This window comes from Streptomyces sp. HP-A2021, assembly GCF_022807935.1.
Lineage (GTDB): Bacteria > Actinomycetota > Actinomycetes > Streptomycetales > Streptomycetaceae > Streptomyces > Streptomyces afghaniensis.
Map to the genome: position 1 here is coordinate 6,872,777 of NZ_CP094344.1, position 23,837 is coordinate 6,896,613.

Annotated in this window: 23 protein-coding genes, 1 tRNA gene and 1 pseudogene; 8 read left to right on the forward strand and 17 right to left on the reverse strand. The window is 72.3% G+C overall.

From position 1 onward, the window contains the following. Positions 1–31 precede the first annotated feature (31 nt). The gene (locus tag MQE23_RS31055; RefSeq protein ID WP_243380861.1) at positions 32–829 is read right to left on the reverse strand and encodes a DUF4097 family beta strand repeat-containing protein; all 798 of its coding nucleotides are present in this window, start codon (positions 827–829) and stop codon (positions 32–34) included. A 199-nt stretch (positions 830–1,028) separates the two neighbouring features. Between MQE23_RS31055 and MQE23_RS31060 the strand changes: the two genes are divergently transcribed. Continuing rightward, positions 1,029–1,100, forward strand: a tRNA-Val gene (locus MQE23_RS31060). A 127-nt stretch (positions 1,101–1,227) separates the two neighbouring features. Here the strand turns inward: MQE23_RS31060 and MQE23_RS31065 are convergent. The 5 genes and pseudogenes from MQE23_RS31065 to MQE23_RS31085 all read right to left on the reverse strand — a co-directional run bounded on the left by MQE23_RS31065 (position 1,228) and on the right by MQE23_RS31085 (position 5,500). Continuing rightward, positions 1,228–1,389, reverse strand: coding sequence for a hypothetical protein (locus MQE23_RS31065; RefSeq protein ID WP_243383006.1), 162 nt, complete (start codon positions 1,387–1,389; stop codon positions 1,228–1,230). Between the two features lie 76 nt (positions 1,390–1,465). After that, positions 1,466–1,819, reverse strand: a complete 354-nt coding sequence (locus tag MQE23_RS31070; RefSeq protein WP_020271068.1) for a hypothetical protein — start codon at positions 1,817–1,819, stop codon at positions 1,466–1,468. 93 nt (positions 1,820–1,912) lie between these two features. Next, on the reverse strand, positions 1,913–2,431 hold the full coding sequence (locus tag MQE23_RS31075; protein ID WP_037667879.1) for a hypothetical protein: 519 nt from the start codon (positions 2,429–2,431) through the stop codon (positions 1,913–1,915). 266 nt (positions 2,432–2,697) lie between these two features. Further along, positions 2,698–4,413: pseudogene (locus MQE23_RS31080) on the reverse strand (EAL domain-containing protein); the annotation flags it as partial. Positions 4,414–4,579: 166 nt separating this feature from the next. Then, the gene (locus MQE23_RS31085; RefSeq protein WP_243380862.1) at positions 4,580–5,500 is read right to left on the reverse strand and encodes a 2-dehydropantoate 2-reductase; all 921 of its coding nucleotides are present in this window, start codon (positions 5,498–5,500) and stop codon (positions 4,580–4,582) included. Positions 5,501–5,602: 102 nt separating this feature from the next. Here MQE23_RS31085 and MQE23_RS31090 point away from each other — a divergent pair, with 102 nt between their 5' ends. After that, positions 5,603–5,845 (forward strand): DUF2277 domain-containing protein, encoded by a 243-nt coding sequence (locus MQE23_RS31090; protein ID WP_020271072.1) that lies wholly within the window; start codon positions 5,603–5,605, stop codon positions 5,843–5,845. Positions 5,846–5,884: 39 nt separating this feature from the next. On the opposite strand, the gene MQE23_RS31095 is transcribed toward MQE23_RS31090, so the two are convergent. The 5 genes from MQE23_RS31095 to MQE23_RS31115 all read right to left on the reverse strand — a co-directional run bounded on the left by MQE23_RS31095 (position 5,885) and on the right by MQE23_RS31115 (position 11,693). Then, positions 5,885–6,490, reverse strand: coding sequence for a VTT domain-containing protein (locus MQE23_RS31095; RefSeq protein ID WP_020271073.1), 606 nt, complete (start codon positions 6,488–6,490; stop codon positions 5,885–5,887). A gap of 211 nt (positions 6,491–6,701) precedes the next feature. Next, the gene (locus MQE23_RS31100; RefSeq protein ID WP_020271074.1) at positions 6,702–7,154 is read right to left on the reverse strand and encodes a DoxX family protein; all 453 of its coding nucleotides are present in this window, start codon (positions 7,152–7,154) and stop codon (positions 6,702–6,704) included. Between the two features lie 80 nt (positions 7,155–7,234). Then, on the reverse strand, positions 7,235–9,148 hold the full coding sequence (locus MQE23_RS31105) for an FAD/NAD(P)-binding protein (protein ID WP_243380863.1): 1,914 nt from the start codon (positions 9,146–9,148) through the stop codon (positions 7,235–7,237). A 182-nt stretch (positions 9,149–9,330) separates the two neighbouring features. Continuing rightward, positions 9,331–10,968, reverse strand: coding sequence for an alkaline phosphatase D family protein (locus MQE23_RS31110; RefSeq protein ID WP_243380864.1), 1,638 nt, complete (start codon positions 10,966–10,968; stop codon positions 9,331–9,333). A gap of 80 nt (positions 10,969–11,048) precedes the next feature. Further along, on the reverse strand, positions 11,049–11,693 hold the full coding sequence (locus MQE23_RS31115; protein WP_020271077.1) for an HNH endonuclease family protein: 645 nt from the start codon (positions 11,691–11,693) through the stop codon (positions 11,049–11,051). 399 nt (positions 11,694–12,092) lie between these two features. On the opposite strand from MQE23_RS31115, the gene MQE23_RS31120 reads away from it, so the two are divergent. Together MQE23_RS31120 and MQE23_RS31125 are read left to right on the forward strand one after the other, a co-directional pair. Continuing rightward, positions 12,093–12,674, forward strand: coding sequence for a TMEM165/GDT1 family protein (locus tag MQE23_RS31120; protein ID WP_020271078.1), 582 nt, complete (start codon positions 12,093–12,095; stop codon positions 12,672–12,674). Between the two features lie 184 nt (positions 12,675–12,858). Beyond that, positions 12,859–13,518, forward strand: coding sequence for an HAD-IA family hydrolase (locus MQE23_RS31125; RefSeq protein WP_037667881.1), 660 nt, complete (start codon positions 12,859–12,861; stop codon positions 13,516–13,518). Positions 13,519–13,549: 31 nt separating this feature from the next. Here the strand turns inward: MQE23_RS31125 and cpt are convergent, their stop codons facing one another. Both cpt and MQE23_RS31135 read right to left on the reverse strand, forming a co-directional pair. After that, positions 13,550–14,080, reverse strand: coding sequence for a chloramphenicol phosphotransferase CPT (cpt, locus tag MQE23_RS31130; RefSeq protein WP_243380865.1), 531 nt, complete (start codon positions 14,078–14,080; stop codon positions 13,550–13,552). Between the two features lie 27 nt (positions 14,081–14,107). Continuing rightward, positions 14,108–16,447, reverse strand: a complete 2,340-nt coding sequence (locus MQE23_RS31135) for a peptidoglycan-binding domain-containing protein (protein WP_243380866.1) — start codon at positions 16,445–16,447, stop codon at positions 14,108–14,110. Positions 16,448–16,625: 178 nt separating this feature from the next. Between MQE23_RS31135 and MQE23_RS31140 the strand changes: the two genes are divergently transcribed. Continuing rightward, positions 16,626–18,692: an MFS transporter gene (locus tag MQE23_RS31140; RefSeq protein WP_243380867.1), complete on the forward strand. Its 2,067-nt coding sequence runs from the start codon at positions 16,626–16,628 to the stop codon at positions 18,690–18,692. A gap of 14 nt (positions 18,693–18,706) precedes the next feature. Here the strand turns inward: MQE23_RS31140 and MQE23_RS31145 are convergent, their stop codons facing one another. Next, entirely contained in the window at positions 18,707–19,198 is a 492-nt protein-coding gene (locus MQE23_RS31145; protein WP_037667325.1) for a GNAT family N-acetyltransferase, read from the reverse strand. Between the two features lie 157 nt (positions 19,199–19,355). Between MQE23_RS31145 and MQE23_RS31150 the strand changes: the two genes are divergently transcribed. Further along, positions 19,356–20,072 carry a hypothetical protein gene (locus MQE23_RS31150; RefSeq protein ID WP_020270331.1) on the forward strand — a complete coding sequence of 239 codons (717 nt, stop codon included), beginning with the start codon at positions 19,356–19,358 and terminating at the stop codon, positions 20,070–20,072. Positions 20,073–20,077: 5 nt separating this feature from the next. Next, a complete protein-coding gene (locus tag MQE23_RS31155) occupies positions 20,078–20,587 on the forward strand; it encodes a hypothetical protein (RefSeq protein ID WP_020270332.1) in 510 nt (169 codons plus the stop codon). A gap of 10 nt (positions 20,588–20,597) precedes the next feature. On the opposite strand, the gene MQE23_RS31160 is transcribed toward MQE23_RS31155, so the two are convergent. Then, on the reverse strand, positions 20,598–21,005 hold the full coding sequence (locus MQE23_RS31160) for a DUF1992 domain-containing protein (protein WP_020270333.1): 408 nt from the start codon (positions 21,003–21,005) through the stop codon (positions 20,598–20,600). 88 nt (positions 21,006–21,093) lie between these two features. Here MQE23_RS31160 and MQE23_RS31165 point away from each other — a divergent pair, with 88 nt between their 5' ends. Continuing rightward, positions 21,094–21,486: an FHA domain-containing protein gene (locus tag MQE23_RS31165; protein ID WP_020270334.1), complete on the forward strand. Its 393-nt coding sequence runs from the start codon at positions 21,094–21,096 to the stop codon at positions 21,484–21,486. Between the two features lie 6 nt (positions 21,487–21,492). On the opposite strand, the gene MQE23_RS31170 is transcribed toward MQE23_RS31165, so the two are convergent. Next, the gene (locus MQE23_RS31170) at positions 21,493–22,164 is read right to left on the reverse strand and encodes an O-methyltransferase (protein WP_243380868.1); all 672 of its coding nucleotides are present in this window, start codon (positions 22,162–22,164) and stop codon (positions 21,493–21,495) included. Positions 22,165–22,291: 127 nt separating this feature from the next. Next, a complete protein-coding gene (proP, locus tag MQE23_RS31175; RefSeq protein ID WP_243382826.1) occupies positions 22,292–23,629 on the reverse strand; it encodes a glycine betaine/L-proline transporter ProP in 1,338 nt (445 codons plus the stop codon). Positions 23,630–23,837: the final 208 nt, after the last annotated feature.

The following is a 23,837-nucleotide window of genomic DNA, read 5'->3' on the forward strand; positions in this document are numbered from 1 at the left end:
CCCACCGGTTAAGGACGAACACACGGGCCGGTTAGTTCGCTGTTCGGACCGTCACTTTGCCGTCGCCGGTGTGGGCGGACACCACATGAGAGCTGCTCTCGTCGCGGGGGACGGACACATTCACGCCGCCGTCACCGGTCTCGGTGGTCACGCGGTAGGTGGCCTTGGGCAGTGCGATGGTCACGGAACCGTCGCCGCTGCGGGACTCGACGCGGTCCGGTACGGCGCCGAGTTCCAGGCGGACCGAGCCGTCGCCGGTGCGGGTGCGGACGTCACGGGAGGAGACGTCGGCCCGGATGGATCCGTCGCCGGTGCGCATCCGAAGGGGGCCGGTGGTGTCGGTGACGCGGACGGAACCGTCGCCCGTGCGGATGTTCAGGGGGTCCCGGAAGCCGTGGGCGCGCACGCTGCCATCGTCGTCCTGGACCTTCACGGTGACGCCCCGCGGTACCTCGATGCGGTGCTTGGCCGAGCAGTCGACGACGAAGCCGGAGCACTTCAGCCGCAGCACCAGCCGGTCGTCCCGCATGGACCAGGTGGCCCTGGGCTCCTTGCCGACGACGACCGAGCCCTGGAACCACCGGGTGACCTCGATCTTGCCCGCCGGGTTCTTGTCGGCGGCGACGATCTCGAGGGCCGAGTCGTCGGAGTCGATGGTGAGCGTGCGGCTCTGGAGGCCGAAGGACCGGTGGTCGGGGTCGGTGTCGTCCCCCGCGGACGCGCCGCAGGCGCTGAGACCGGCGACGAGCACCACGACGGCACCGGCGGCGGCGACCGCGCGGGCCGAGACAGTGCGGGTGGTGCCGGCGGTGCGAGTGGTGCGGGCCATGACGATCTCCCCCTGGACGGACGACGAGCGCTGTCGAGCGCTCTACGACCGTATGGATTCATGGCCCGCCGGGGGATCCGGACCGCTCCCGGATCGACGGTGGGGTTAACCCCCGGGCCGACCCACGGATCTGGTTTGCGGGACCGCGCCCCGGGCAATGTAGGCTGTCGACTCGTCCTGGGCACATGGCCCGGGAGCCGGGTGCGTAGCTCAGGGGTAGAGCGCCTGCCTTACAAGCAGGATGTCGGCGGTTCGAAACCGTCCGCGCCCACCGGTACCGAGCAGCAGGCCAGAGGCCTTTCGGACAGATCTCCGGAAGGCCTCTTTCTGCGTCCGCCCGGAATTCCAGGAGGCCGTAGCCCTGCCGGCACGGGCGGGCAGGGCCTTGGCGGTGGGGATCAGTAGTTCGCGTTGGCGAGCAGCTCGCCGTCCTTGTCGTACACGGTCACGAGACCGTTCTTGGACTCGTAGCGCGACGTGAACGCGGAAGCGATGAGCTTGCCCTCGCCCTGGTGCGGGCCACGTCTGACGGGGCCCGCGTGTCCGTACGGAGGCGGCATGGATCACTCGGCCTCGGGTCACTCCGGGATGCCCGGGGTCGGGCCGCTACGGCCCTGCCAAGGCCACGTTCAGCCGCTACGGGGCTCCGTCGGTCTCCTCCGGCGGAGCCTCGTGCGCGTGCTTCAGTTCCGAGCGCGCCGCCACCCGCTCGGGGCCGGTGAGTTCGGACCAGTAGCGGTGGGTGCTGATGAACACCGCCAGCTCGTGTTCCCGCCGCCGGAGCTTCTCCACTTCGGCCTGTTCGTCGGCTGTCCAGCCGGGGGAGGCGGGGCGCTCCACCTTGCGCCAGCCGTTGTCGTCGCTGAAGCCGTCCAGTGGTTCGACCGACCAGGGGAGCCGCTTCAGCAGGGCCGACAGCTCGGCCCGGACCTGATGGAGTTCCTCCTGACCGGCGAGGAGGTCACTCGGAAAGTCATAGGTCGTTGCCACGGCCCAATGATACGCCTGTTCGAATTGGCCAGGCGAGTTCCTTCCCGTGGCGAGAGGTACACCACCACCCTCGGCCTGCCCTGAACAGGGTGTTCACGGAAGGGGCGGAGGCTGCGCCTGACCGGCGGCGTTCGTCGTGTCCCGGGCGCTCCGGGCCACTGCCTTCATGTCCTCACTGTCGCTGCGCCGCAGCACGTAGAGCTTGCCCATGGCGATCAGGCTGGGACCGCAGAGCATGATCGCGAGCCACCACACGTCCCTGGCGACGTAGATACCGGCGCCGAGCATGGCGATGCTGATCACGGCGCCCACGTACAGACCCGTCATCCAGAGCGCGTGCTGGCGCTTCTCTCTCGCCAGCCGTGCCTCGCGTTCCGCGGCGGCCTTGGCGTTCTCGTCCTTGCGCTCGGCCGCCTCCCGCTGCATGTCCAGGTGCCTGAGCCGGACCTGGTGATCCCGCTTCAGCTGTGGTTCCAGGGCGGCTAACGCAATCTTGAGCTGCTCCGGTCCGCCGAGGGCGGCACCCCACTTCATGGCGATCTCCAGACCCACCGAGACGACGAGGTCGTCCGGCGGAAGGGGTGGAGCGCCGCTGCTTTCTTCCACACTCACTGCCGCGCGCCTCCGTCACCGCTGCCTGCGGGGTCGTACACGGGTGCTGTCGGTTCGGGAGGCGGTCCGAGACGTGCGAAGAGCCGGGCGAGGGCGTGCTCGAGTTCACCCGCTGCCCTGGCTACCGTTTCGGCCTCGTCCTGGCTGTGCGGCACGTACTCGCGCAGCAACTCAGCCGCTGCGAGCCCCGGTTCGGCAAAGGCGTCGCCGCTGGATGCGGCGCCCCGGACGTCGCTGCCCTCGAAGGTGGTTCCGGGCCGACTGCGCGGTACCGGGTAGTAAGCCGAGGACAGCGCTCTGCGTAGCCGGTACTCGTCCAGTGGCCCGGAGAACGCCATGCCCTGGCCGTGGGTGCAGCCCATCGCGCGCAGGGCGACGACCTGCTCGGGCAGGTCCACCCCGTCGGCCATGGACTGCAGCCCGAGGTCGCCGGCGATGCGCAGCAGCCCACTGGTGGTCTTCTGCAGCCGCGGGGACTCGACGATTCCCTCGACGAGGCTGCGGTCGAGCTTGAGGATGTCGACGGGGAGCCGCCTGAGGGCCGTGAGCGCCCCGTGGCCACTGCCGAACCCGTCGAGGGCGATCCGGACCCCGATACGTCTGAGGGCACCCAGACGGCGTTCCAGCTCGTCCAGGGAGAGACTCGGGTCGGCGTCGGACAGCTCGATGATCAGCGACCCGGACGGCAGTCCGTGCCGGGTGAGCAGCGCCTCGATGGTGCCGAGCGGCATCGACCGGTCCAGTGGCCGGCGGGCGCTCACCCGGACGACGACCGGCGCGGACAGGCCCGTAGCATGCCGTTCGGCGGCCTGCTCGACAGCCTGCTCCAGCATCCAGCGGCCCAGCTCGGCGGTCTTGTCGCTGTCCTCGGCCACGCGCAGGAACTCCGCCGGGGTGAACAGCACGCCCTGCGAGGAGCGCCAGCGCGCGTGCGCGGACACCGACGTGATCCGGCCGTCCTCCAGGGACACCACCGGCTGGTGCAGCAGGGTGAACTCACTGTCGTGCAGTGCGGCCCGCAGGCGCGTGGCCAGCTCCGCCTTCCGTACGACGTCCTGCTGCATCTGCGGCTTGTACAGCTCGACGCGGCCCTTGCCGCCGGCCTTGGCGCGGTACATCGCGAGGTCGGCGTTGCGCAGCAGCTCGCCCGCGCCGAGGCCGGCCTCCGCGAAGGCCACACCGATGGAGGCGTTGGCACGGACATCGTTGCCGTCGATGAGGTAGGGCTGGGACAGCGTCGTCCTGAGCCGGTCGGCGAGCTCCAGGATGTGCCGTTCCCGGGCGGCCCGGTCGCGGGTGTTGTCTCCGACGATCAGGGCCGCGAACTCGTCACTCCCCAGCCGGGAGGCGGTGTCGCCGTGCCGGACGGAGTCCTGGAGGCGGCGGGCGGCCTGGACGAGCAGCTCGTCCCCGGCCTGGTGCCCGAAGGTGTCGTTGACGGCCTTGAAGCCGTCCAGATCGATGAACAGCACGGCCGTGTTCCGCAGGGGCACGTCTGAGGCGGAGGCGCGGCGGGACAGGGCGTGCTGGACGCGCTTGGTGAACAGGGCCCGGTTGGGCAGGTCCGTGAGCGCGTCGTGCTCTGCGTAGTGCTGCAACTGGGCCTGGAGCCGCACCCTTTCGGTCACGTCCCTGCTGTTGAAGACGAGGCCGCCGTAATGCCGGCTGACGGTCGACTCGACATGGAGCCAGCTTCCGTCGCCGGACCGGAAACGGCACTCGATGCGCGTGGTGGGTTCCTCGACCGGGTCGGCGGCGAGGAAACGCCGCACCTCGTGCACGACGCCGCCCAGATCCTCCGGATGGATGAGGTTGGCCAGTTCCGTGCCCACCAGCTCCTCCGCCGGCCGGCCGAACACACCGGCGGCGGCCGGGGAGACGTACCTCAGGACACCGCTGGGTGCGGCGATCATGATGACGTCGCTGGAGCTCTCTACGAGGGAGCGGAAGTGGTTCTCCTTCTGGGCCAGTTCCCGGGTGAGTCTGAAGCGCTTGTGAGCTGCCCTGAGTAACGACGACAAGAATTTGCGCATGCCCATCCCCCTTCGCGCCGCTTGCACCATATCGAGACTCCGGCAGTACTGTCAGTTAGACAAGATGACTGCTCGTGGTCACTGTCGTGGTCGGCGTACGCGGCGCCACGCCGGATCAGCGCTTCCCCGAGGCCTCCGCCCCCGGGCCGGCGGCCAGCTCGCGCACCACCCGGGCCGTCACCGGAGCCGGTACGCCGTGTCGCTCGGCCGCGCGGAGCAACGCGCCGCCGATGGCGTCCAGTTCGAGCGGCCGGCCCGCTTCGGCGTCGCGCTGCATCGAGGACTTCATCGACGGCGGGAAGGCGTCGTAGCGGGCGAGGGACTGCGCCGGGTCCGCCGGGCCGCCGCACGCCCGGCTGATCGCGGCCGTCTCCTCGACCAGTGCGGTCAGTTCGTCGCGGTGACGGGTGCGGACCTCTCCGAGAGGGACGCCGTAACGGGTGGTCAGCAGGGCCATGGGGGCCAGGAACGACATCTTCGCCCACAGGGCCGCCGTCTCGTCGTCCTGGACCCGGGTGGCCGGGCCGGCGGCGGTGAGGGTCTCGGCGAGGGTGTCGAGGCGGGCCCGGGGCACCTCGGCGCCGGTCAGGTCGATCTCCGCGAAGGGGCTGCCGTGTTCGATGACGCCCGGGGCGACGCGGGTCGACTCGACGCGGATGACGGCGGGGGCGACGTGGTCGGGTCGGTAGCGGGCGCGCAGGGTCGCCGGGTGTTCGACGCCGTTCAGGAACGGCACGAGGAGTCCGTCGGCCAGTACGGGTGCGGGGACGCGCGCCAGGGCGGCGTCGAGGGCGGTGTGCTTGACAGCCACCAGGCACGCGTCGACGGGTTCGCGCAGCTGTGTGTCCGCCTCGACCCGGGCCGTGAAGTCGCCGAAGTGTGCGCTGCGGATCCGGATGCCGTCCGTGCGCAGGGTGCGGGCCGTCTCCTCGCCGGACAGGCAGATCACCCGGTGTCCGGCGCGGGAGAGCAGCGCGGCGAGCAGTCCGCCCACACCGCCGGGACCCAGGACGGCCACGGTGAGTTCGTTCCCCATGTCGGGTTCCTCTCGTCGGTCGGCCCCACGGTGGTGGCCGCCTCGCCGAGATCATCGCAGTCGTCGCTGTCGTACGCAGGCCGAAAGGGTGAGACTGGGGGCATGTGCCGGAGTATCAAGACCCTGCGCCCGCCCGCCCTGCCCGAAGAGGCCACGGAAGCGGACATTCGGGCTGCCGCGTTGCAGTACGTGCGGAAGGTGTCGGGTTTCCGCGCCCCCGCCGCTCACAACCAGGAGGTGTTCGACCGCGCCGTGGAGGCCGTCGCGCAGGCCACGGCCGAGTTGCTGGACGGACTGGAGATCCGCGGCGCCGGGGCCCGGCGGACATCCCCTGACGCCGCCTGACGACCAGGACCGGCCGGGACGCCTCCGAACGCCCTGGTGCTACGACACCCCGGACGCCCGCGGTTCCCTGCGCATCAGGTACGCCGCCCCCGCCCCGGCCCCGAACAGCGCCGCCACCGACACCGCCGTCCCCAGCCAGCTCGCGCCCAGCCAGTGGGCGCCGAAGTAGCCGAGGGCGACGCTGTACACGGCCCAGGTGAGACCCGCCAGGGCCGACCAGGGGAGGAAGTCGCGGGCGCGGCGGTGGGCGGCGCCCGCGCCCAGGGAGACGACCGAGCGGCCGGCGGGCGCGAAGCGGGCGAGGACGACGAGGGCGCCGCCGCCCCGTGCGAGGGCCGTGCCGAGACGTTCCTGCGCGGTGGTCAGGCGCCGGGAGCGGGAGATCGCCCGGTCCAGCCGGTCGCCGCCGCGCCAGGCGAGGCGGTAGGCGGCCAGGTCGCCCAGGACGGAGGCGGTGGCCGCGCAGAGGGTCAGCACCAGGATGTCGGGCACGTCGGCCGCCGAACCCGCGGCCGCCGCCGTCGCCGCCGTGATCACCAGGACGCCGCTGGGCAGTACCGGCAGGAACACGTCGAGCAGGACGGACAGCGCCACCACCGCGTAGATCCATGGGCTGCCGAACAGCGACCCGACATGCTCCAGCACCGCAACTCCCTGTGGTCCCCCGTGGGCCAGACCGTGCCGCGATGGCGCGGCGGAGCGGCAGGAGTGGCCGATGACAGCCATACAGCGTACGCCTGGGCGTGACGGGCAGTTCACGGGGGTTCGGCACGGAAACTCTCCGCATGCAGCAAGCAGAACGGCGCCTCCCCTCACACAAGGGGAGGCGCCGCCGGAGCGCGGTCCGAGCCGCGGCTCAGGCCGCCACCGGCGTCTGGTCCGTGGCCTGCCGGCCCTGCGCCGAGGTGCGCTTGGCCAGCAGCCGGTCCACGCCGAAGGCGCCGGAGCCGGTGAAGATCAGCAGGAACATCGACCAGCAGTACATGGCCGCGCCCTCGCCGCTGTTCTCGATCGGCCACAGGCCCTGCGGCTGGTGGACCTTGAAGTAGGCGTACGCCATCGCGCCGGAGGCGACGAACGCCGCGATTCGGGTGCCCAGGCCCAGCAGCACCAGGGTGCCGCCGACGAGTTCGATGACGGCCGCGTACCAGTTCGGCCAGGCACCGGTCGCCGCGGTGCCGCCCTTGCCGTCCACACCTCCGAGGACACCGAAGAGCGCTACGGCGCCGTGGCAGGCGAAGAGCAGGCCGATGACGATCCGGAACAGCCCGAGGGCGTACGGCTGCGCGCCATTGAGGCGTGCGGTCATGTGGGGGTCTCCTTCGGTCGGCCGGCCTGGGGACGGCCGGTCGGGGGACAGAACCGATGAGTAACCCACGTTAGGTGTGCCTAATTGATGCTTGCAAGTTCAACATTTGGCCACTGGTTCACCTGTGGTTGGGGGTCGCTTTGCGTCGCAACCGCACGTAGAGCGGCTCTCGCCACCGCGTCCGCATCCGAAAGCATGACCGAATCCACACCCGGACGAGCCCCCGCCGCCGTCACCCAGTGCACGCCCTCCGTCGGTACCCCGAAGGCAAACCGCCTGGTATGCGCGGCTCCTTGACGGTCTATCAGATGATAGGGGCGTGGCGTCACATCCAACCCGCCTGTCTCATAACCGTCGACGGTGTGCGGACGGCACCGTCCGGTCCGCAGCAGCTCCGCAAGGAGCCCGTCGGCCGATTTCCGCAGGTCGGGTTCCGGCAGACGGGCCTCTATGAGGGTTCTCACACGGACGGCCGACCCCGGCACGTCGGGTGAGTGCGCCGCCCAGGCACCGTCCGCCTCCGTCACCTTCAGGCGGGGCCCGAGCACCCGCACCACCCCCGCCTCCACCAGGGCCGCCAGTTCCTCGATGCGGCGCCGGGGCGGGCCGATGGACAGGTAGGCGTTGAGCGGGGTGTACCAGCGGTCCAGGTGGTCCCGGCGGGAGGCGCCCGCGAGGCCGCCGTGGTCGACGATCAGCCGGAGTTCGTTGCGCAGGTCGCGCAGCACGTCCAGGGCCGCCTTCAGCGGGCCGCGCACATTGCCCAGGGCGGCCTGCGCAGCGTCCTCGCGCAGGTACGACAGCAGCCAGTCACGCCACTCGCCGGGGTGCGCGAAGTCCCGTCCGGCATACGGCCGGGAGATCCGCTCCCAGCACCAGCGGTCGGCCTCCGCCACGCCGAACTCGCCCAGCAGTACGGCCTCTTGGGGATCACCGTGCGGTACGGACAGGAAGTGACCGGTGAACTCCCGGCACTGCCGTGCGGAGGCCCCCGCCCCCCGGAGCAGCGCGGTGCAGTACACCGTCTCCACCTCCTTCGCGACCAACGGCCATATCTCCGCCAGGAAGTCGGGCGCCTCCCCGGAGTCGGCGCGCTTGCGGAAGCCGGCGATCACCTCCGGTGTGAGGACCAGCGGGACGTGCCGGCCGTACGCCCCCTTCGCGTTGTCGCCGCGCGCCTGGTACGGGATACCGCGCCGCGAACCGGCGTACAGCCGGGGTTCGCGGCCGGAGGGGAGATAGCGCAGGCCCCGGGCGTCCCGGACGAAACGGCCACCGCGGCCGGTCGTCAGCAGGGCCGTGTGGTCGAAGAAGTTGAGGCCGAGGCCGCGCAGCAGGACGGGCTCGCCGGGCGGTATCGAGGACAGGTCGACGTCGGCCGGGTTGGCGGGCGGGACGTGCCGCAGGCCGTGGTGTGCGGCGTGGGCCGCCAGGCGCCGCTGCACGGGGTCCGCGGCCGTCGGCAGGTGCCCCTGGGCCAGGACCACGGCGGACAGACCGGTCAGGGTGCGGCCGTCGTCGAGGGTGAGGGCCTGGTGGCCGCCGGGGGTGTCGTCGAGCCGTACCGCGCGGGCCCGGTGCGTCTCGACGCGTACGCTCGCCGGCGCGTCCCGCACGACGCGCGCGAACACCCACTCCAGGTAACGGCCGTACTCCGCCCTGGTCGGGTATTCGTCCGGGCCGAGCGTGCCGCGCGCCCACTCGTGCAGGCTCGGGCCCGGACGGATCGGGCCCGAGCAGTCCACGCTGTCGTCGGTGAACAGGGTCACCTGGCAGGCCACGGTGTTCATCAGCAGCTCGGGCGACTGGTCGGTGCGCCAGACGCGGCCCGGGCCCGGCGGGTCCGGGTCGATCACGTGGACGGTCAGCCGGGCTCCGGGAGGGAGGAGCTCAGGGGCGGAGGCGCAGAGGCGTTCCAGGACGCTGGTACCACGCGGGCCGGCACCGACCAGCGCGACGGAAAACAGTGCGGATTCTGCGGTCGGCGCAGGCAAGGGTGGGACTCCCGGGCGTGTGGGGCGCGATCGGCGGTCCGTCGGTGGGGAAGCGGACGGTCCGCCTCATCATGCCGTCGCCGGGAGCGGGAACCGAGGACCGTGGCGAAGGATTGACCTCGCTGTGGGGCGCGTCACGAGCATCACGGTCACCGGGGCAGCAAACGGGCCGAACGCATCGGTTACGGGGCAAGCTCGGAGTCCAGGAGGGTCGTCAGGCGCGGGCCCTTCCCCTCCCGCGTCCGCGCCTGCTCCAGCCGCAGCCGCGCCGAACGGCCGCGCAGGGTCAGCGTCATGAGCTGGTTGCCGAACCAGGGGCCGCCCGTCTTGCGCCAGCCGACCGGCGGCCGGGGGAGGCGTCCGTGCCGGGCGAGACCGCGGCCCAGCCCGCGCGCCACCGCGCTCCAGCCGATGCGGAAGGCCATCCGGATCGACGTGGGGACGGAGTTGTGGACGGGCGAGCAGACGAGCTGCACCACCCGGGCGTCGGGGCCCTCGCCGGGCCACGAGGGCTCGGCGATGTAGGCGTGGTGCACGTCCCCGGACAGCACGCACACCGTCGCCGGGGCGTCCCGTCCCGAGCCGGCCTCGGCGATCAGCTCCGCCAGGCCGGCGAACGACACGGGGAACGCCGACCAGTGCTCCAGGTCGGCGGCCCGCCGCACCTTCTCCCCGAACCGCGCCCAGCGCTCGCCCCGTTCGCCCCGGCACAGCGCCGCGTTCCAGCCCTCGGCGTCGTGCACCAGGTGCGGCAGCAGCCAGGGCAGCGAGGTGCCGAGGAGGAGGTGGTCGTACGACCCGGGGCTGTCCAGCACCTGCTCGCGCAGCCAGGCCTCCTCGCCCGGGTCGAGCATCGAGCGGCTGTCCTCGTCGAGGACCCGGGCCGCCCGGCTGTCCACCATCAGCAGGCGCACGCGCCCGAAGTCGCGCCGGTAGCTCCAGCGGGCCGTGGCCGCGTCGGCGTCGGCCCGCGCGGCGAAGGTGCGCAGCACGTCGGTGCCGTCGGGGACCGTGCGGACGCCCTCGTACACCGGGTCGGCGGCCAGTTCCTCCGGTGAGAGGTTCCCCAGGTGCTGGTGGACCCAGTACGACATCAGGCCGCTCAGCAGCCGCTCCCGCCACCAGTCGGTGGCCCGCATGTCGGCGAGCCAGGCGGCGGAGGTGTTCCAGTCGTCGACGACGTCGTGGTCGTCGAAGATCATGAAACTGGGCACGGTGGACAGCAGCCAGCGGATGCGGGGGTCGAGCCACGACTCGTAGTAGAGGTGCGTGTATTCCTCGTAGTCCGCGACCCCGTTGCCCGGCGGTTCGTCCAGGTCGCGGCGGGCCGCCAGCCAGCGCTGCGTCGTTTCCGAGGTCTCGTCGGCGTACACCTGGTCGCCGAGCAGCAGCAGGATGTCGGGCCGCTCGCCCTCCGGGTCGGCCACGAGCCGGGTGGCCAGCGCGTCCAGGGCGTCCGGGCCCACGGGGTCGTGCCCGCCGGCCGGAGGGGCGGCCCAGCGGCAGGAGCCGAAGGCGACGCGGAAGCCGCCCTCGCCGCCCGGGGCGTGGATCGCCGAGGGCGGGAAGGGGGATTCGGGCAGCGGCCACACGCGGGTGCCGTCGAGGAAGACCTCGTACGTCGTGGCCGTGCCGGCGGTGAGCCCGGTCACCGGGATCAGCGCGTAGTGGTGGCCCGCGACCTGGAAGGTCGGGGCCGTGCCGCCGGCGCCGTCGGCGCAGCGCACCGCGGCCGTGCAGGGACGGCTCGTCTCGACCCATACGGTCGCGGACGCGCCGTCGATGTATCTCAGCAGCGGTCCGAGCCGCAGTCCGGCCATCGCCGATCCCCTCTCCGTCGCCCCGTACGGTACGGAACGACGGAGGTCAGCGGGGAGGTCCCGGCGCGAAATCGCGCGTGTCAGCAGTTCGCGAGGTAGTTCTGGAGCGCGGACTTCTCCGCGGAGTCGACCGAGAGGCCGTAGTAGTACTTCACCTGGACCCAGGCACGGACGTAGGTGCAGCGGTACGCCGTCCGGGAGGGCATCCAGGTGGCCGGGTCCTGGTCGCCCTTGGCCTGGTTGACGTTGTCGGTGACGGCGATGAGCTGCGGGCGGGTCAGGTCGTTGGCGAAGGACTGGCGGCGGGAGGTCGTCCAGGAGTCGGCGCCGGAGTCCCAGGCCTCGGCCAGCGGGACCAGGTGGTCGATGTCGACGTCGGACGCGGCGGACCAGGTGGCGCCGTCGTAGACGGAGTACCAGCTGCCGCTGGTGGCGGCGCAGGAGGAGTCCTGCTGGACGTTGGTGCCGTCGCGCTTGAGGACGACCTCGCGGGTGTTGCAGGCGCCGGACTGGGTGATCCAGTGCGGGAAGAGGTCGCGGTTGTAGCCGGTGCGGTCCTCGGTGGCCACGGTGAGCGAGGCGAGGTAGGAGCGGGCGGTGGCCCCGCTGACGGGGGTGGGCAGGGCGGCGGAGGCGGCCGGGCCGTTGAGAAGCCCGGCCGAGGCTATGAGACCGGTGAGGCCCGCGAGTATGCTGAGCCGTCGACGCGCGTAGAACTTCGGCATGCGAACTCCCTTGTGGGGTGGGGGCGTTGGGCTGCGAGCGAGGGAATGCTCGTCGCGCCGTGTTGCGGGGAGGTGTGCGCCCGGTGAGAAGTTAGTGACGCGTGCATGACATGACAAGCTTTAAGGCGGAACTTTTCACTCCAGGGGTGTCGCGTACGATGGACGGCGCAGAAGGGGAGTAGCTCTTCGCCGGACCGTCGACATACTGCTCAGCTCGTCTGAGCCGGCGCCCGGAGGCAGGTCCCACTGGTCCGTCCAGGGGCCCCGCCAGCGAGACCTTCGGCAAGCAGTGCACGCCCGTGCTCCACGGCACGGGTACCGAGTGTGCTGCCGTGCCGAGGTGTCGCGTGTGAAGATCCAGCACTCTCGGTGGGGCAGCCCCGACCGATTGAGGAACCCTTGATCAGCCTGACCGTGACAGCCGTCGTCTTCGGCGTCGTCTTTCTCGCCGAACTGCCCGACAAGACCGCCCTGGCCGGCCTCGTCCTCGGCACCCGCTATCGCGCCTCCTACGTCTTCGCCGGTGTCGCCGCCGCGTTCGCGCTGCATGTCGCGCTCGCCGTCGCGGCCGGCAGTGTGCTGACGCTGCTGCCGCAGCAGATCGTGCAGGCGCTGACGGGCGTGCTCTTCCTGGGCGGGGCCGCGGTTCTGCTGCTGAAGAAGGGCGAGGACGAGGAAGAGGTCCGTAAGCCGGAGAACCAGTCCTTCTGGAAGGTCTCGGGCGCGGGCTTCATGCTCATCCTGGTCGCCGAGTTCGGTGATCTCACGCAGATCATGACCGCGAACCTGGCCGCACGCTACGACGATCCGCTCTCCGTCGGCCTGGGCGCGGTGCTCGCGCTGTGGGCGGTGGCCGGGATCGGCATCGTCGGCGGAAAGGCGCTGATGAGGAAGGTGCCGCTGCGGCTGATCACGCAGATCGCGGCACTGGTGATGCTGGCTCTCGGGGTGTGGAGCCTGTGGGAGGCCGTGACCGGATGAGCCGGGGCGAGCTGAACGGCGGGTGAACGTCTGCGGGAGGCCCTGGCGCGATCCGGGCATGTTTTGTACCGTGGAGAAACAAAGTGGCTCCCGCCCGTTTTCCCTGACCGGCGGGCGGGGCCGCCTTGTCCCTCCCGGGGGCTGTCGTGCGCCCTCGTCCGAGCCCTGAGCCTTGGAGCTGCCGATGACGGCCACCGCCGTGCTCACCGCCCGCGCCCTCCTGCTGGACATGGACGGCACCCTCGTCAACTCCGACGCCGCGGTCGAACGCGTGTGGCGGCGCTGGTCCGAGCGGCACGGGCTCGACCCGGACGAGGTCATGAAGGTCGTCCACGGACGGCAGGGATACGCCTCGATGGCGCTCCTGCTGCCCGGCCGGCCGATGGAGCAGAACCACGCGGACAACGCCCGGATGCTCGCCGAGGAGACGGCCGACACCGAGGGTGTCGTCCCGATACCCGGGGCGCCGGAGTTCCTCGCCTCCCTGCGGGGGCTGCCGCACGCGCTCGTGACCTCCGCCGACGTTCCGCTGTCGACGGCGCGGATGGCCGCGGCCGGGCTGGACCTGCCCGAGGTGCGGGTGACCGCGGAGTCCGTCGGGGCGAGCAAGCCCGACCCGGAGGGCTTCCTGAAGGGCGCCGCCGAGCTGGGTGTGGCGCCCGAGGACTGTGTGGTGTTCGAGGACTCCGGGGCCGGGATCGCGGCGGGGCGCGCCGCCGGGATGACGGTGGTCGGGGTCGGGTCCCGGGCCGCGTTCCACGAGCCGGACGTGGTGGTGGACGACCTGACGCGGGTGCGTGTGGAGGCTCTGGCGGGCGGGACGATCCGTCTGCACATCGGGTGACGGACGCCACGGTCATCAAGGGCCGGTGCGGTCAGACGTGGGTGGCGATGGTGCGCGCGCACGCCAGGGACTCGGTGTGTGTGGTGTCCACCTCCAGGTCGTAGTGCACGCCCTCGTGCACGAGCTGTGCCTGGGACGCGGCCATGCCCCGGACGCGGTCCCCTCGGGCGATCTCACGGCCCTCGGCGACCGCGCTGTCGCACCTGACGCCGACCCACAGCACATCGAGTCCGGCCAGGGCCTTCTGCCAGCGCTCCTGGGAGTGCGGTCCGCCGAGGAAGACGTCGTCGACGATGATCCTGGCGCCGGCTCTGGCCATCGCGGCGATGCCCTCGGTCCAGGCCGCGTCCAGTGCGCGGAACTCCGCGCCGACGCTCACCCCGCCGTCCGCCGTGAAGGTGATCCCTCCCTCCGAGCCCCGCATCTTGGCGGGCAGCGCCTCGACGAACGAGTCGACGCCGAAGGCCGGCCACGGGTCGGGCAGCACCTCTTGCAGACACCGGACGATCCCGGACTTGCCCGAGCTCGAACCGCCGTTGAGAACGATCACCTGTGTGGTCACGGCGTCAGAGTAGGGCGGCCGGGACGGTCACGGCTTCTTGGTTTCCGACTCCAGCTTCGCCCGCGTCTCCCGGTCGTAGACGCCGAGGTCGTCGGTCTGGATGCCGCGTGACCACTGGTAATTGCGGACGGCCTCCTCGAGCCGGCCGTCGTAGTCGCCGTCGGGGTCCTCGCCGTAGAGGTACAACTGGCGCAGCCGGAGCTGGAGTTCGGTGACCTCCGGCCCGCGGTCGCCGAGGCGCAGGACGGTGGGGCCGCTGTTCTGGCGGGAGTTGTCCGGGGGCGCGTTCCCCGGGCCGGTGGCCGTGGCGGACGTCGGGGGCGCCGACGGGGTGGCCGACTGTGACGGGCTCGGCGAGGCGCTCGACGCGGACGGCGACGGGGAGGCCGACGGGCTCCTGGTGGCCGACGGCGACGGCGGCGGTGCCGCGGGGACCGGCGGCGTGGCCTGTGCGCTCCCCTCCGGGGGTGTGGAGGCCGGGCTGCTCGACGGGGCGTCCGGCACGCTCGCCCGGAGGTCGTCCGGCAGCGCGGTGTCCCGGGACGGAGCCTCGTAGGAGAACAGCCCGCTCGCGAGCCCGGCCGCGGCCACGACGGCGACACAGGCCCCGGCGGCCACACCGAGCAGCGCGCCACGCCGCCGACGCCCGGGCCTCCGGCCGAACTCGTCCGTTTCCGGCCTGCCCCGGCCCGGTCCTCCCGTGCCGTCGAAAAGCCGCAGGTCGGTGACGCTGGGTTCGGTCCCGGCGGGTGTCAGGGGGGTCGGCAGCGGCGCGGTGCCGGGTGCGGCGGGCACCCCGGGGGCGGCCGGGGAGGCCGGGGAAACCGGCAGCACGGTGGTCGCGTCCGGGTCGACCGGGCGCAGGGGCATGGTCGCGTCGGCGAGGGAGGGCGGCGGCGCGGCGCCTTCGGCGCGCTGCCCGGGGTTCGTCACGGGCCGTCGCGGAGCGCCCTCGGCTGCCCGCGCGGGCTCGTCGGTGTGCCGCCGGTCCGTCGGCTGGGTCTGGGGCGGTCGCGGGGCGTCGTCGGCCGTCTGCCCCGGGGCGCGGCGCGGGGCGCCTTCGCTCGCCTGCGCCGAGGCTTGGAGGTGTGAGTTCTCCGCGGGCGAGGGCCGACTGCCTGCCTGCGTTCGCCGTGAGGTGTCTTCGGTCGCTCGGGTGGGGTGCTCGGGGGCCGAGGCCGTCGTGTGCGGGGGCGCGGACGGGCCGTCCTGCCGGGCGCGTCGCGGGGCGCCCTCGGCCGCCCGGCCGGGAGCGTCGGCGGGCGAGGCCTGGCCGTACCGGGGCGAGGCGGAACGGTTCGCCGGGGACGGCTCGTCGGTGTGCCGGGGCTCCGTCGGGTGGGCATGGGGTGGTCGCGGGGTGCTGTCGGGTGTCCGCCCGGGGGCTCGGCGCGGGGCGCCTTCGCTCGCCCGTGCGGGCTCCGCGGGATCAGTGGGGCCCGTGGGGCCCGTGGGCGAGAGCGAACTGTCCGCGTGGGTCTGCGTGGGGGTGCCTTCGGGCGCCCGCGTGGGGCGCTCGGGGCCTGCGCCCTTCGCGTCCCAGAGCGTGGTCGGAACGTCCGCACGGAGACCGGCCGCCCGGGCCGGGGCGTCGGCAGGCGCGGTCTGGGCGCGCGGGGACGGGGTGGGTGCGTCCGCCCCGGACGGCTGTGCGGGACCGTCGGCGCGCCGGGGCCCCGCCGGGTGGGCCCGGGACGTTCGCGGGGCGTCGTCGGCCGGTCGCCCGGACGTCTGGCGCGGAGCGCCTTCGAGGCTCGACGCCGGGGACTCGGCGTGGGAGGTCCCCGTGGGCGTGGGCCTGCCGTTGGCGTGGGGTCGCCGTGAGGTGTGGTCGGCTTCCCAGGTGGGCTGCTCGGGGCCCGGGGTCGTCGCTTGTGAAGGCGTGAGCGGGTGGTCGGCGTGGGGTCGCCGTGGGGTGTCGTCGGCTGTCCAGGTGGGCTGCTCGGGGCCCGGGGTCGTCGCTTGTGAAGGCGTGAGCGGGTGGTCGGCGTGGGGTCGCCGTGGGGTGTCGTCGGCCGTCCGGGTGGGCTGCTCGGGGCCCGGGGTCGTCGTGTGCGAGGGCGTTCGCGGGGCGGCGTCGGCCGCCCGCGTGGGCGCGTCCGTGTGTGAGGGCGGCGTGGGCCGGCCCTCCGCGGAGGGGCCTCCCGGCGTGCCCTCGTCCTCAGGGGACCGTATGGGCGTGTCGGGCGTGAGTTCGACGTACGGGCGGATGCGGAGTGGGTCGAAGTCCTCCGCCGCTGCCGCCTCCGTCGTGCGGGCGTTGCGGAGGGCCTCTGCGGCGCGGTGCGTACAGGTGCAGGACGGGGTGTTGTCCGGCTTTCTGGGCGTGCCGCACTCCGGGCACGGGTGGCCGTTCGGCTGTTCCACGCGTTCCTCCCTCCCCTCGCGAACTCCAGCTCCCCTCGCGAACTCCAGAGATTATCCAGATCTTCTCCACAGTGCGGACGGCCAGCTCCCGGAATGAAAGCTTCCAAAAGGACTCGGCGGGCCATACCGCGTCACACCGGTCACGATGGAAAATGTCACAGGACCCTCGGGAGGTCTCATGGCCGGGCATGCGCACGTCACGAAAGCATCGGACCAGGGCGCCGCAGTCCAGGAGCAGGTGCCCGGGAACGTCCTGGTCTCCATCGGCGCCCTGCTCCTCGGGATGCTGCTCGCCGCCCTCGACCAGACCATCGTGTCGACCGCGCTGCCCACCATCGTCAGCGACCTCGGCGGCATGGACCACCTGTCCTGGGTGGTCACCGCCTACCTGCTGGCCGCGACCGCCGCGACCCCGCTGTGGGGCAAACTCGGCGACCAGTACGGCCGCAAGCGGCTGTTCCAGACGGCGATCGTGATCTTCCTCGTCGGCTCCGCGCTGTGCGGCGCGGCGCAGGACATGACGCAGCTCATCGCCTTCCGGGCCGTTCAGGGGCTCGGCGGCGGCGGGCTGATCGTGTTGTCGATGGCCATCGTCGGGGATCTCGTCCCGCCTCGTGAACGCGGGCGTTACCAGGGGCTGTTCGGGGCCGTGTTCGGCGCCACCAGTGTGCTCGGGCCGCTGCTCGGCGGGCTGTTCACCCAGCACGCGAGCTGGCGCTGGGTGTTCTACGTCAACCTGCCCGTCGGGGTCGTCGCGCTCGCCGTGATCGCGGCCGTGCTGCACATCCCGCGCCGGACGCAGCGGCACGTCATCGACTACCTCGGCACGTTCCTCATCGCGGCCGTCGCCACCTGCCTGGTGCTCGTCGCCTCCCTCGGGGGCACGACCTGGGGCTGGGGGTCCGCGCAGATCGTCGCGCTCGCGGTGCTGGGCGTCGTCCTCGCCGTCGCCTTCGTGGCCGTCGAGCGGCGGGCCGCCGAACCCGTCCTGCCGCTGAAGCTCTTCCGCGTGCGCACCTTCACGCTCGCCGCCGTGATCAGCTTCGTCGTCGGCTTCGCCATGTTCGGCGCGATGGTCTACCTGCCGACCTTCCTCCAGGTCGTGCAGGGCATCAGCCCGACCATGTCCGGTGTGCACATGCTGCCGATGGTGCTGGGGCTGCTGCTGGCCTCCACGGCCTCCGGGCAGATCGTCAGCCGGACCGGCCGCTGGAAGGTGTTCCCGATCGCCGGCACCGGCGTCACCACCCTCGGGCTGCTCCTGCTCCACCAGCTCGACGAGCACAGCTCCACCGCCGAGCTGAGCGGCTTCTTCTTCGTCTTCGGACTCGGCCTCGGCCTGGTGATGCAGGTCCTCGTGCTCATCGTGCAGAACGCCGTCCCGTACGAGGACCTGGGCGTCGCCACCTCCGGCGCCACCTTCTTCCGCTCCATCGGCGCCTCGTTCGGCGTGGCCGTCTTCGGCACGGTCTTCGCGGGCCGCCTCGGCGACCAGCTCACGGACGCCCTCCGGGGGACGCCGCTGCCGCCCGGCGTCTCCGTGGGCGCGCTGGAGGCCGATCCGCGCGGCATCGCCGCCCTGCCGCCCGGCCTGCGCCCGCCGGCCCTGCACGCGTACTCCGTGGCCATCACGGACGTCTTCCTGTACGCCGCCCCGGTCGCGCTCCTCGGCTTCGTGCTGGCCTGGTTCCTGAAGGAGGACCGGCTGCGCGGCTCGGTCACCGCGCCCGACGTGACGGAGACCCTGGCCAGCAACCCCGTCGAGCGGTCCTCGTACGACGAGGTGTGCCGTGCGCTGTCGGTGCTCGGCACCCGCGCCGGGCGGCGCGAGATCTACCGGAAGATCACCGCCCGGGCGGGCTACGACCTGCTGCCCGCGGCGAGCTGGCTGCTGCTGCGGATCAGGCGGTACGGCTCGGTGGAGCCGGCCGTGCTGGCCGAGCGGGTGCCGGTGTCGCTGCCCGTGATCATGGAGGCCGCACGGCAGGTCGAGGAGCGCAGGCTCGCCGTGCGCACGGGCCTCGACATGGTCCTGACCGACCGGGGACGCGAGGTCGCCGAGCGGCTGGCACAGGTGCGTGAGGAGTCCCTGGCCGAGCTGCTCGGTGACTGGTGGGGGCCGGACCGGCCGACCGATCTCGTCCAACTCGTGCGGGAGTTGAACGGCGAACTGTGCGGCTCGCGGCGGGAGCGGCCGGACGCCGAGCGGGCCTATGCCGGGCGCCCGGCCGAGCGGGTGGGCTGAAAGAGGACGTTGGGTCAGGTGAGGTGCTTGGTGAACCAGTGCTCGGCGTACGTGTCGTCGTTGTGCGGCGCGGTCTCCTCGTAGCCGAGCCGGGCGTAGAGGGCGCGGGCCTCGACGAGGTCGCCGCGGGTGTCGAGGATCATCCGCCGGGCACCGAGCGTGCGGGCGGCGTCCTCGGCGGCCCGGACGAGCAGCGCGGCACCGCCCTTGCCGCGCATCGGCTCGCGCAGGAAGACCCGCTTGAGCTCGGCGGTCGTGCCGTCCAGCAGCCGCACGCCCGCGGTGCCGGCCGGCTCGCCGCCGTACCGGGCGACCAGCAACTGCCCGCCGGGTGGGGCGAGATCGGCCCCCGGCTCCTTGGCGATCTCCCGCTCCAGCTCGTCCGGGTCGGTCCGGCGCCCCTCGTGCAGCAGGTACCAGCGGTCGCTGACCTCGGTGTAGTACGCCCGCCACAGGGCGGCGGCGACGGGGGAGTCGTACGGTTCCGGGGCCACGGTCCAGGTCATGACCGGCATTCTCCGCGAGGGCCGTAGCGGGGCCGCAACCCGATAACGCCGGGGGCCTCCGGGCCCGGACGCCGTTTGGGGCCCTGCTTCCGGGCTACCCGGTCGGCGAACCGGCTCGCGAGGAGAGCCGGTTGGGCCGAGAACCCGGAAGGCATTCATGTCCACTGGCCTGATCATTGCTCTGATCGTGATCGCGGCGGTCGTCGTCATCATCGCGGCCGCCATGACCCTGCGCGCCCGAGGGGCTCGGCGCGGCCCGAGCCTGAAGCGGCGCTTCGGACCCGAGTACGAACTGGCCGTCGCACGGCACGACGGTGACGCCAAGGCCGCCGAGCGCGAGCTCGCCGAGCGCGTGGAGCGCCACGGTGAACTGCGCGAACGCGCGCTGGAGCCGGCGCAGCGCGAGCAGTACGAGGCGCGCTGGACGGCCGCTCAGGAGCGGTTCGTCGACTCGCCGCGGGAGGCGGTCGCCGAGGCGGACCGGCTGCTCGCGGAGCTCGCCGGTGCCCGGGGCTTCCCGGACGGCGGGCAGTACGAGGAACAGCTCGCCGCGCTGTCCGTGCACCACGCCCACCACGTGGACGGCTACCGGCGCGTGCACCGCGCGGCGCACCTGCGCGCGGACGACGCCCGGGACGGCGGCACCGGTACGGAAGACATGCGTGAGGCCATGGTGGCGGCCCGCGCCCTGTTCGAGGAGCTGGTGCGTCCGGCCCGCCACGACGGCGGAGACCACGTCGCCGGCCCGCACCTGGGCGGCCGCCATGAGGGCGGACGGCACAAGGCCGGGCTGAACGGCGGCCGCAAGACAACGGCCGGCCGCGGCGGGCACATGCCGTGGGCGCTGCACCGACGTCAGGCGAAGGAGAGTTGAGATCGATGTCCGACATGACCCGACCGCCCGGCGACGACACCCGCGACGCGCAGGTCACCTCTGACACTCGCGTCACCCCCGTCACCTCCCACACCCCCGGCACCCGTGGCTCCTCCGCCGACCCCGATGCCCGCGGTGAGACCGCCCTGGGCACCGGCCACGGCACAGGCCTCGCCGGTGCCAAGGAACGGGAAGGCACCTCCCAGGGCTCCCACGGCACCCCCGCGCACCTGCTCCCCCACGACGAGTCCGACAAACTCACCTCGCAGTTGCACCACGCCGTCGCCGAGTTCGTCGACGCGCCCCGGGCCGCCGTCGAGGAGGCCGACCACGTGCTGGAGGAGATCGCGGCCCGGTTCACCGAGGCCGTGACCCAGCGCCGCCGCACCCTGCGCCACTCCTGGCAGGCGGTGGAGGGCGGCGAGGGCAAGCCCGTGTCGAGCGGCGACACCGAGCAGCTCCGGCTGGCCCTGAAGGACTACCGGGAGCTGGCGGAACGGCTGCTGCACGTGTGAGCTGCCCCGCTCACCGGTCCGCCCGGCGCTCCCGCCATTGCCGTACGACGTCCTCGACGTCGTACGGCTTCTTACCGAGCGGGGGCCCGGGCGGCGGCTTGAACATCATGTCGCGGATCTTGTCGTTGATCTCGCCGATGATCTTCCTGACGGCCTGCTCCGAGGGCGCCGCGTACGCGGCCAGGAGCGCGTCCTCCGCCTCCTTGCGCAGCGCCAGTGTCGGCGGCAGGACCGAGAGGCCCTCGCGGGCCATCTTCCGCTTGACCCACCACAGTTCGTCGTAGGTGGCGTCCACATCGGCCGGCAGCGGTTTGCCCGCCCCCGGCAGCCGCTCGAACTCCCCGCGTGTCTCCGCGTCACGGATCTGTTTGTCGACCCAGGACTCGAAGTCGACGCCGGGTGGCTTTCGCTCGGTCATGAACCCATTGTGCCGGACACCGTGCAGCCGGGCGTTCTATCATGCGGCGGGCTTGCAGTCCCACCAGGACGTCTCAGGAGGAGCGCACGTGCTCGAACTCACCATGGCCGCCGTGTCCGCGGCGGAGGAGGGTGCCACGGCCGGCATGCTCATGGCCGACGCGCCCAGCGAGCCGGGCGCCGTGCTGCGGGTGGGCCGCGACAAGTCGGTGTGCCGGCTCTCCACGCCGGACGACTGGCTGTTCGTCTCCCGCGTCCATCTGGAGTTCCTGTGCGGGCCCGACGGGACCTGGCAGCTGACCTGGCTGCGCGGTTCCCAGCCCGACCCGTCCTCCGAAGTCCGGCTCACGGTGGGGGAGTACGCCCAGCCCCTCGCCTACGGCGGCACCGTCCCGCTGCCCAGGGGCGGCAGCGGCGAGGTCATCGTCCAGGACCGCACCGCCCCGCGCAGCGTCAACGTCGGTTTCTTCCACGAGGTCTGACGCCGGTCAGGCCAGCACCCGGGCCAGCGCGAACCCGTCGTACCCCTTCATGCCGACCGTCTGGATCGCCGTGCCGCTCAGCCGCGGGTGGCTGCCGATCAGTTCGATCGCGGCGCGGGTGCCCGTCACGTCCGGTGCCGTGCTCGCCGCGTCGGTGACGCGGCCGCCGCGGACGACGTTGTCGAGGACGATCAGGCTGCCCGTGCTGGTGAGCTTCACGGCCCACTCCACGTAGTGCGGGTTGTTGGCCTTGTCGGCGTCGATGAAGACCAGGTCGAAGGGGGGCGGGTTCTCGTCGGCCAGCTTGGGCAGCGACTCCAGGGCCGGGCCCACCCGGACCTCGACGAGCTTGTCCAGGCCGGCGCGGGCGATGTTGCGGACGGCGACCTCGGCGTGCCTGGGGTCGTACTCCAGGGAGACCAGCCGCCCGTCGTCGGGCAGGGCGCGGCCCAGCCAGATGGTGCTGTAGCCGCCGAGCGTGCCGATCTCCAGGATGTGGCGGGCGCCCTGGATCTGGGCCAGGAGCTGGAGGAGCTTGCCCTGGTTGCCCGCGACGTTGATGTGCGGAAGCCCGGCGGCGTCGCTGTCGCGCAGGGCGGCCGCCAGGGCTTCGTCGTCCGGGGCGAGGTGGGTGGTGAAGTAGGCGTCGACCTCGTCCCAGACGTGCGACTCGCTCATGCACCTCTACCTTTCGTACGCATAGTTAGCATCCCTAACTACTGGCGTGACGAAGATACGTGGTGCATCGCCTCGGTGTCAGGGGGATTCCCCTCGGCGTGTCTCATCCGGCCACGGAGGCCGTGGATCAGCCGGCCACCGACGGCGCCGAGCCCGGCAGCGGACGCCCTGCCGACTCCGCCATGCGCCACACCGCGAAACCGCCGATGACGGCCGCGGCCATCATGTAGTAGGCGGGCATCATCATGTTCCCGGTGGCGCCGATCAGGGCCGTGACCACCAGCGGCGTCGTGCCGCCGAACAGGGACACGGAGACGTTGAAGCCGATGGACAGGGAGCCGTAGCGGACCTTCGTCGGGAACAGCGCCGGGAGCGCCGAGGGCATGGCCGCCGTGAAGCAGACCAGCAGCAGGCCGAGGGCGCCCATGCCGAGGGCGACCGCGAGCAGGCTGCCCTCGCGGATCAGCAGCAGGGCGGGGACGGACAGCAGCAGGAAGCCCGCGCAGCCGGTGGCGATCACCGGGCGGCGGCCGACCCGGTCGGTCAGCGCGCCGGCGAACGGCTGGACGATCATCATCAGCGCCATCACGCCGAGGACGACGAGCAGGCCGTGCGTCTCGTCGTAGTGGAGCTGACCGGTCAGGTAGCTCGGCATGTACGACAGCAGCATGTAGTCGGTGACGTTGAAGACCAGCACCAGGCCGACGCAGAGCAGCAGCGCGCGCCACTGGCCGGTGATCATCTCGCGCAGCGGCACCTTGGGGCGGTTGGTCTCGGCCTTCTCGACCTCGGCCGCGAACGCCGGGGTCTCCTCCAGCCGCAGCCGCAGGTAGAGGCCGATGATGCCCATCGGGCCCGCGATCAGGAACGGGATGCGCCAGCCCCAGGAGGTCAGGTCGTCGGTGGACAGCAGGGCCGTCATCACCGTGACCAGGCCGGCGCCGCCGATGTAGCCGGCGAGCGTGCCGAACTCCAGCCAGCTGCCGAGGAAGCCGCGCCGCTTGTCGGGGGCGTACTCGGCGATGAAGGTGGACGCGCCCGCGTACTCACCGCCGGTGGAGAAGCCCTGCACCAGGCGGGCCACCAGCAGCAGGATCGGCGCGCCGACACCGATCGTCGCGTACGACGGGATCAGACCGATCGCGAAGGTGCCCGCGGCCATCATGATCATGGTGAGGGCGAGCACCTTCTGGCGGCCGACCCGGTCGCCGAGCGGGCCGAAGACCATGCCGCCGAGCGGGCGGACCAGGAAGGCCGCGGCGAAGGCGCCGAACGTGGAGAGCAGCTGTGCGGTGGGGTTGCCCGAGGGGAAGAAGACCTTGCCCAGCGTGACCGCGATGTAGCTGTAGACACCGAAGTCGAACCATTCCATCGCGTTGCCCAGCGCCGCCGCCTTCACGGCGCGCTTGACGAGCGCGGGGTCGGTGACGGTGGTGCCGGGGGTCTTCGCTGCGCGGCTCTTCAGGCCGGACGCGGGAGCGACGACTGAGACAGTCGACAAGACTCGCTCGCCTACCTTTCGACGGGGACAGGGACGCGGTCCGCGCGGCGGCGCTGTCGTACGGGCCGAAAAGCGACGATAGGCGAAGAAAAGCCCATTACGGGCGGTACGCCTTTCGTTGCAGGATGCATCTAAACACCGGCTGTGCAGGCACGTATGCCCGGCTGGGAGC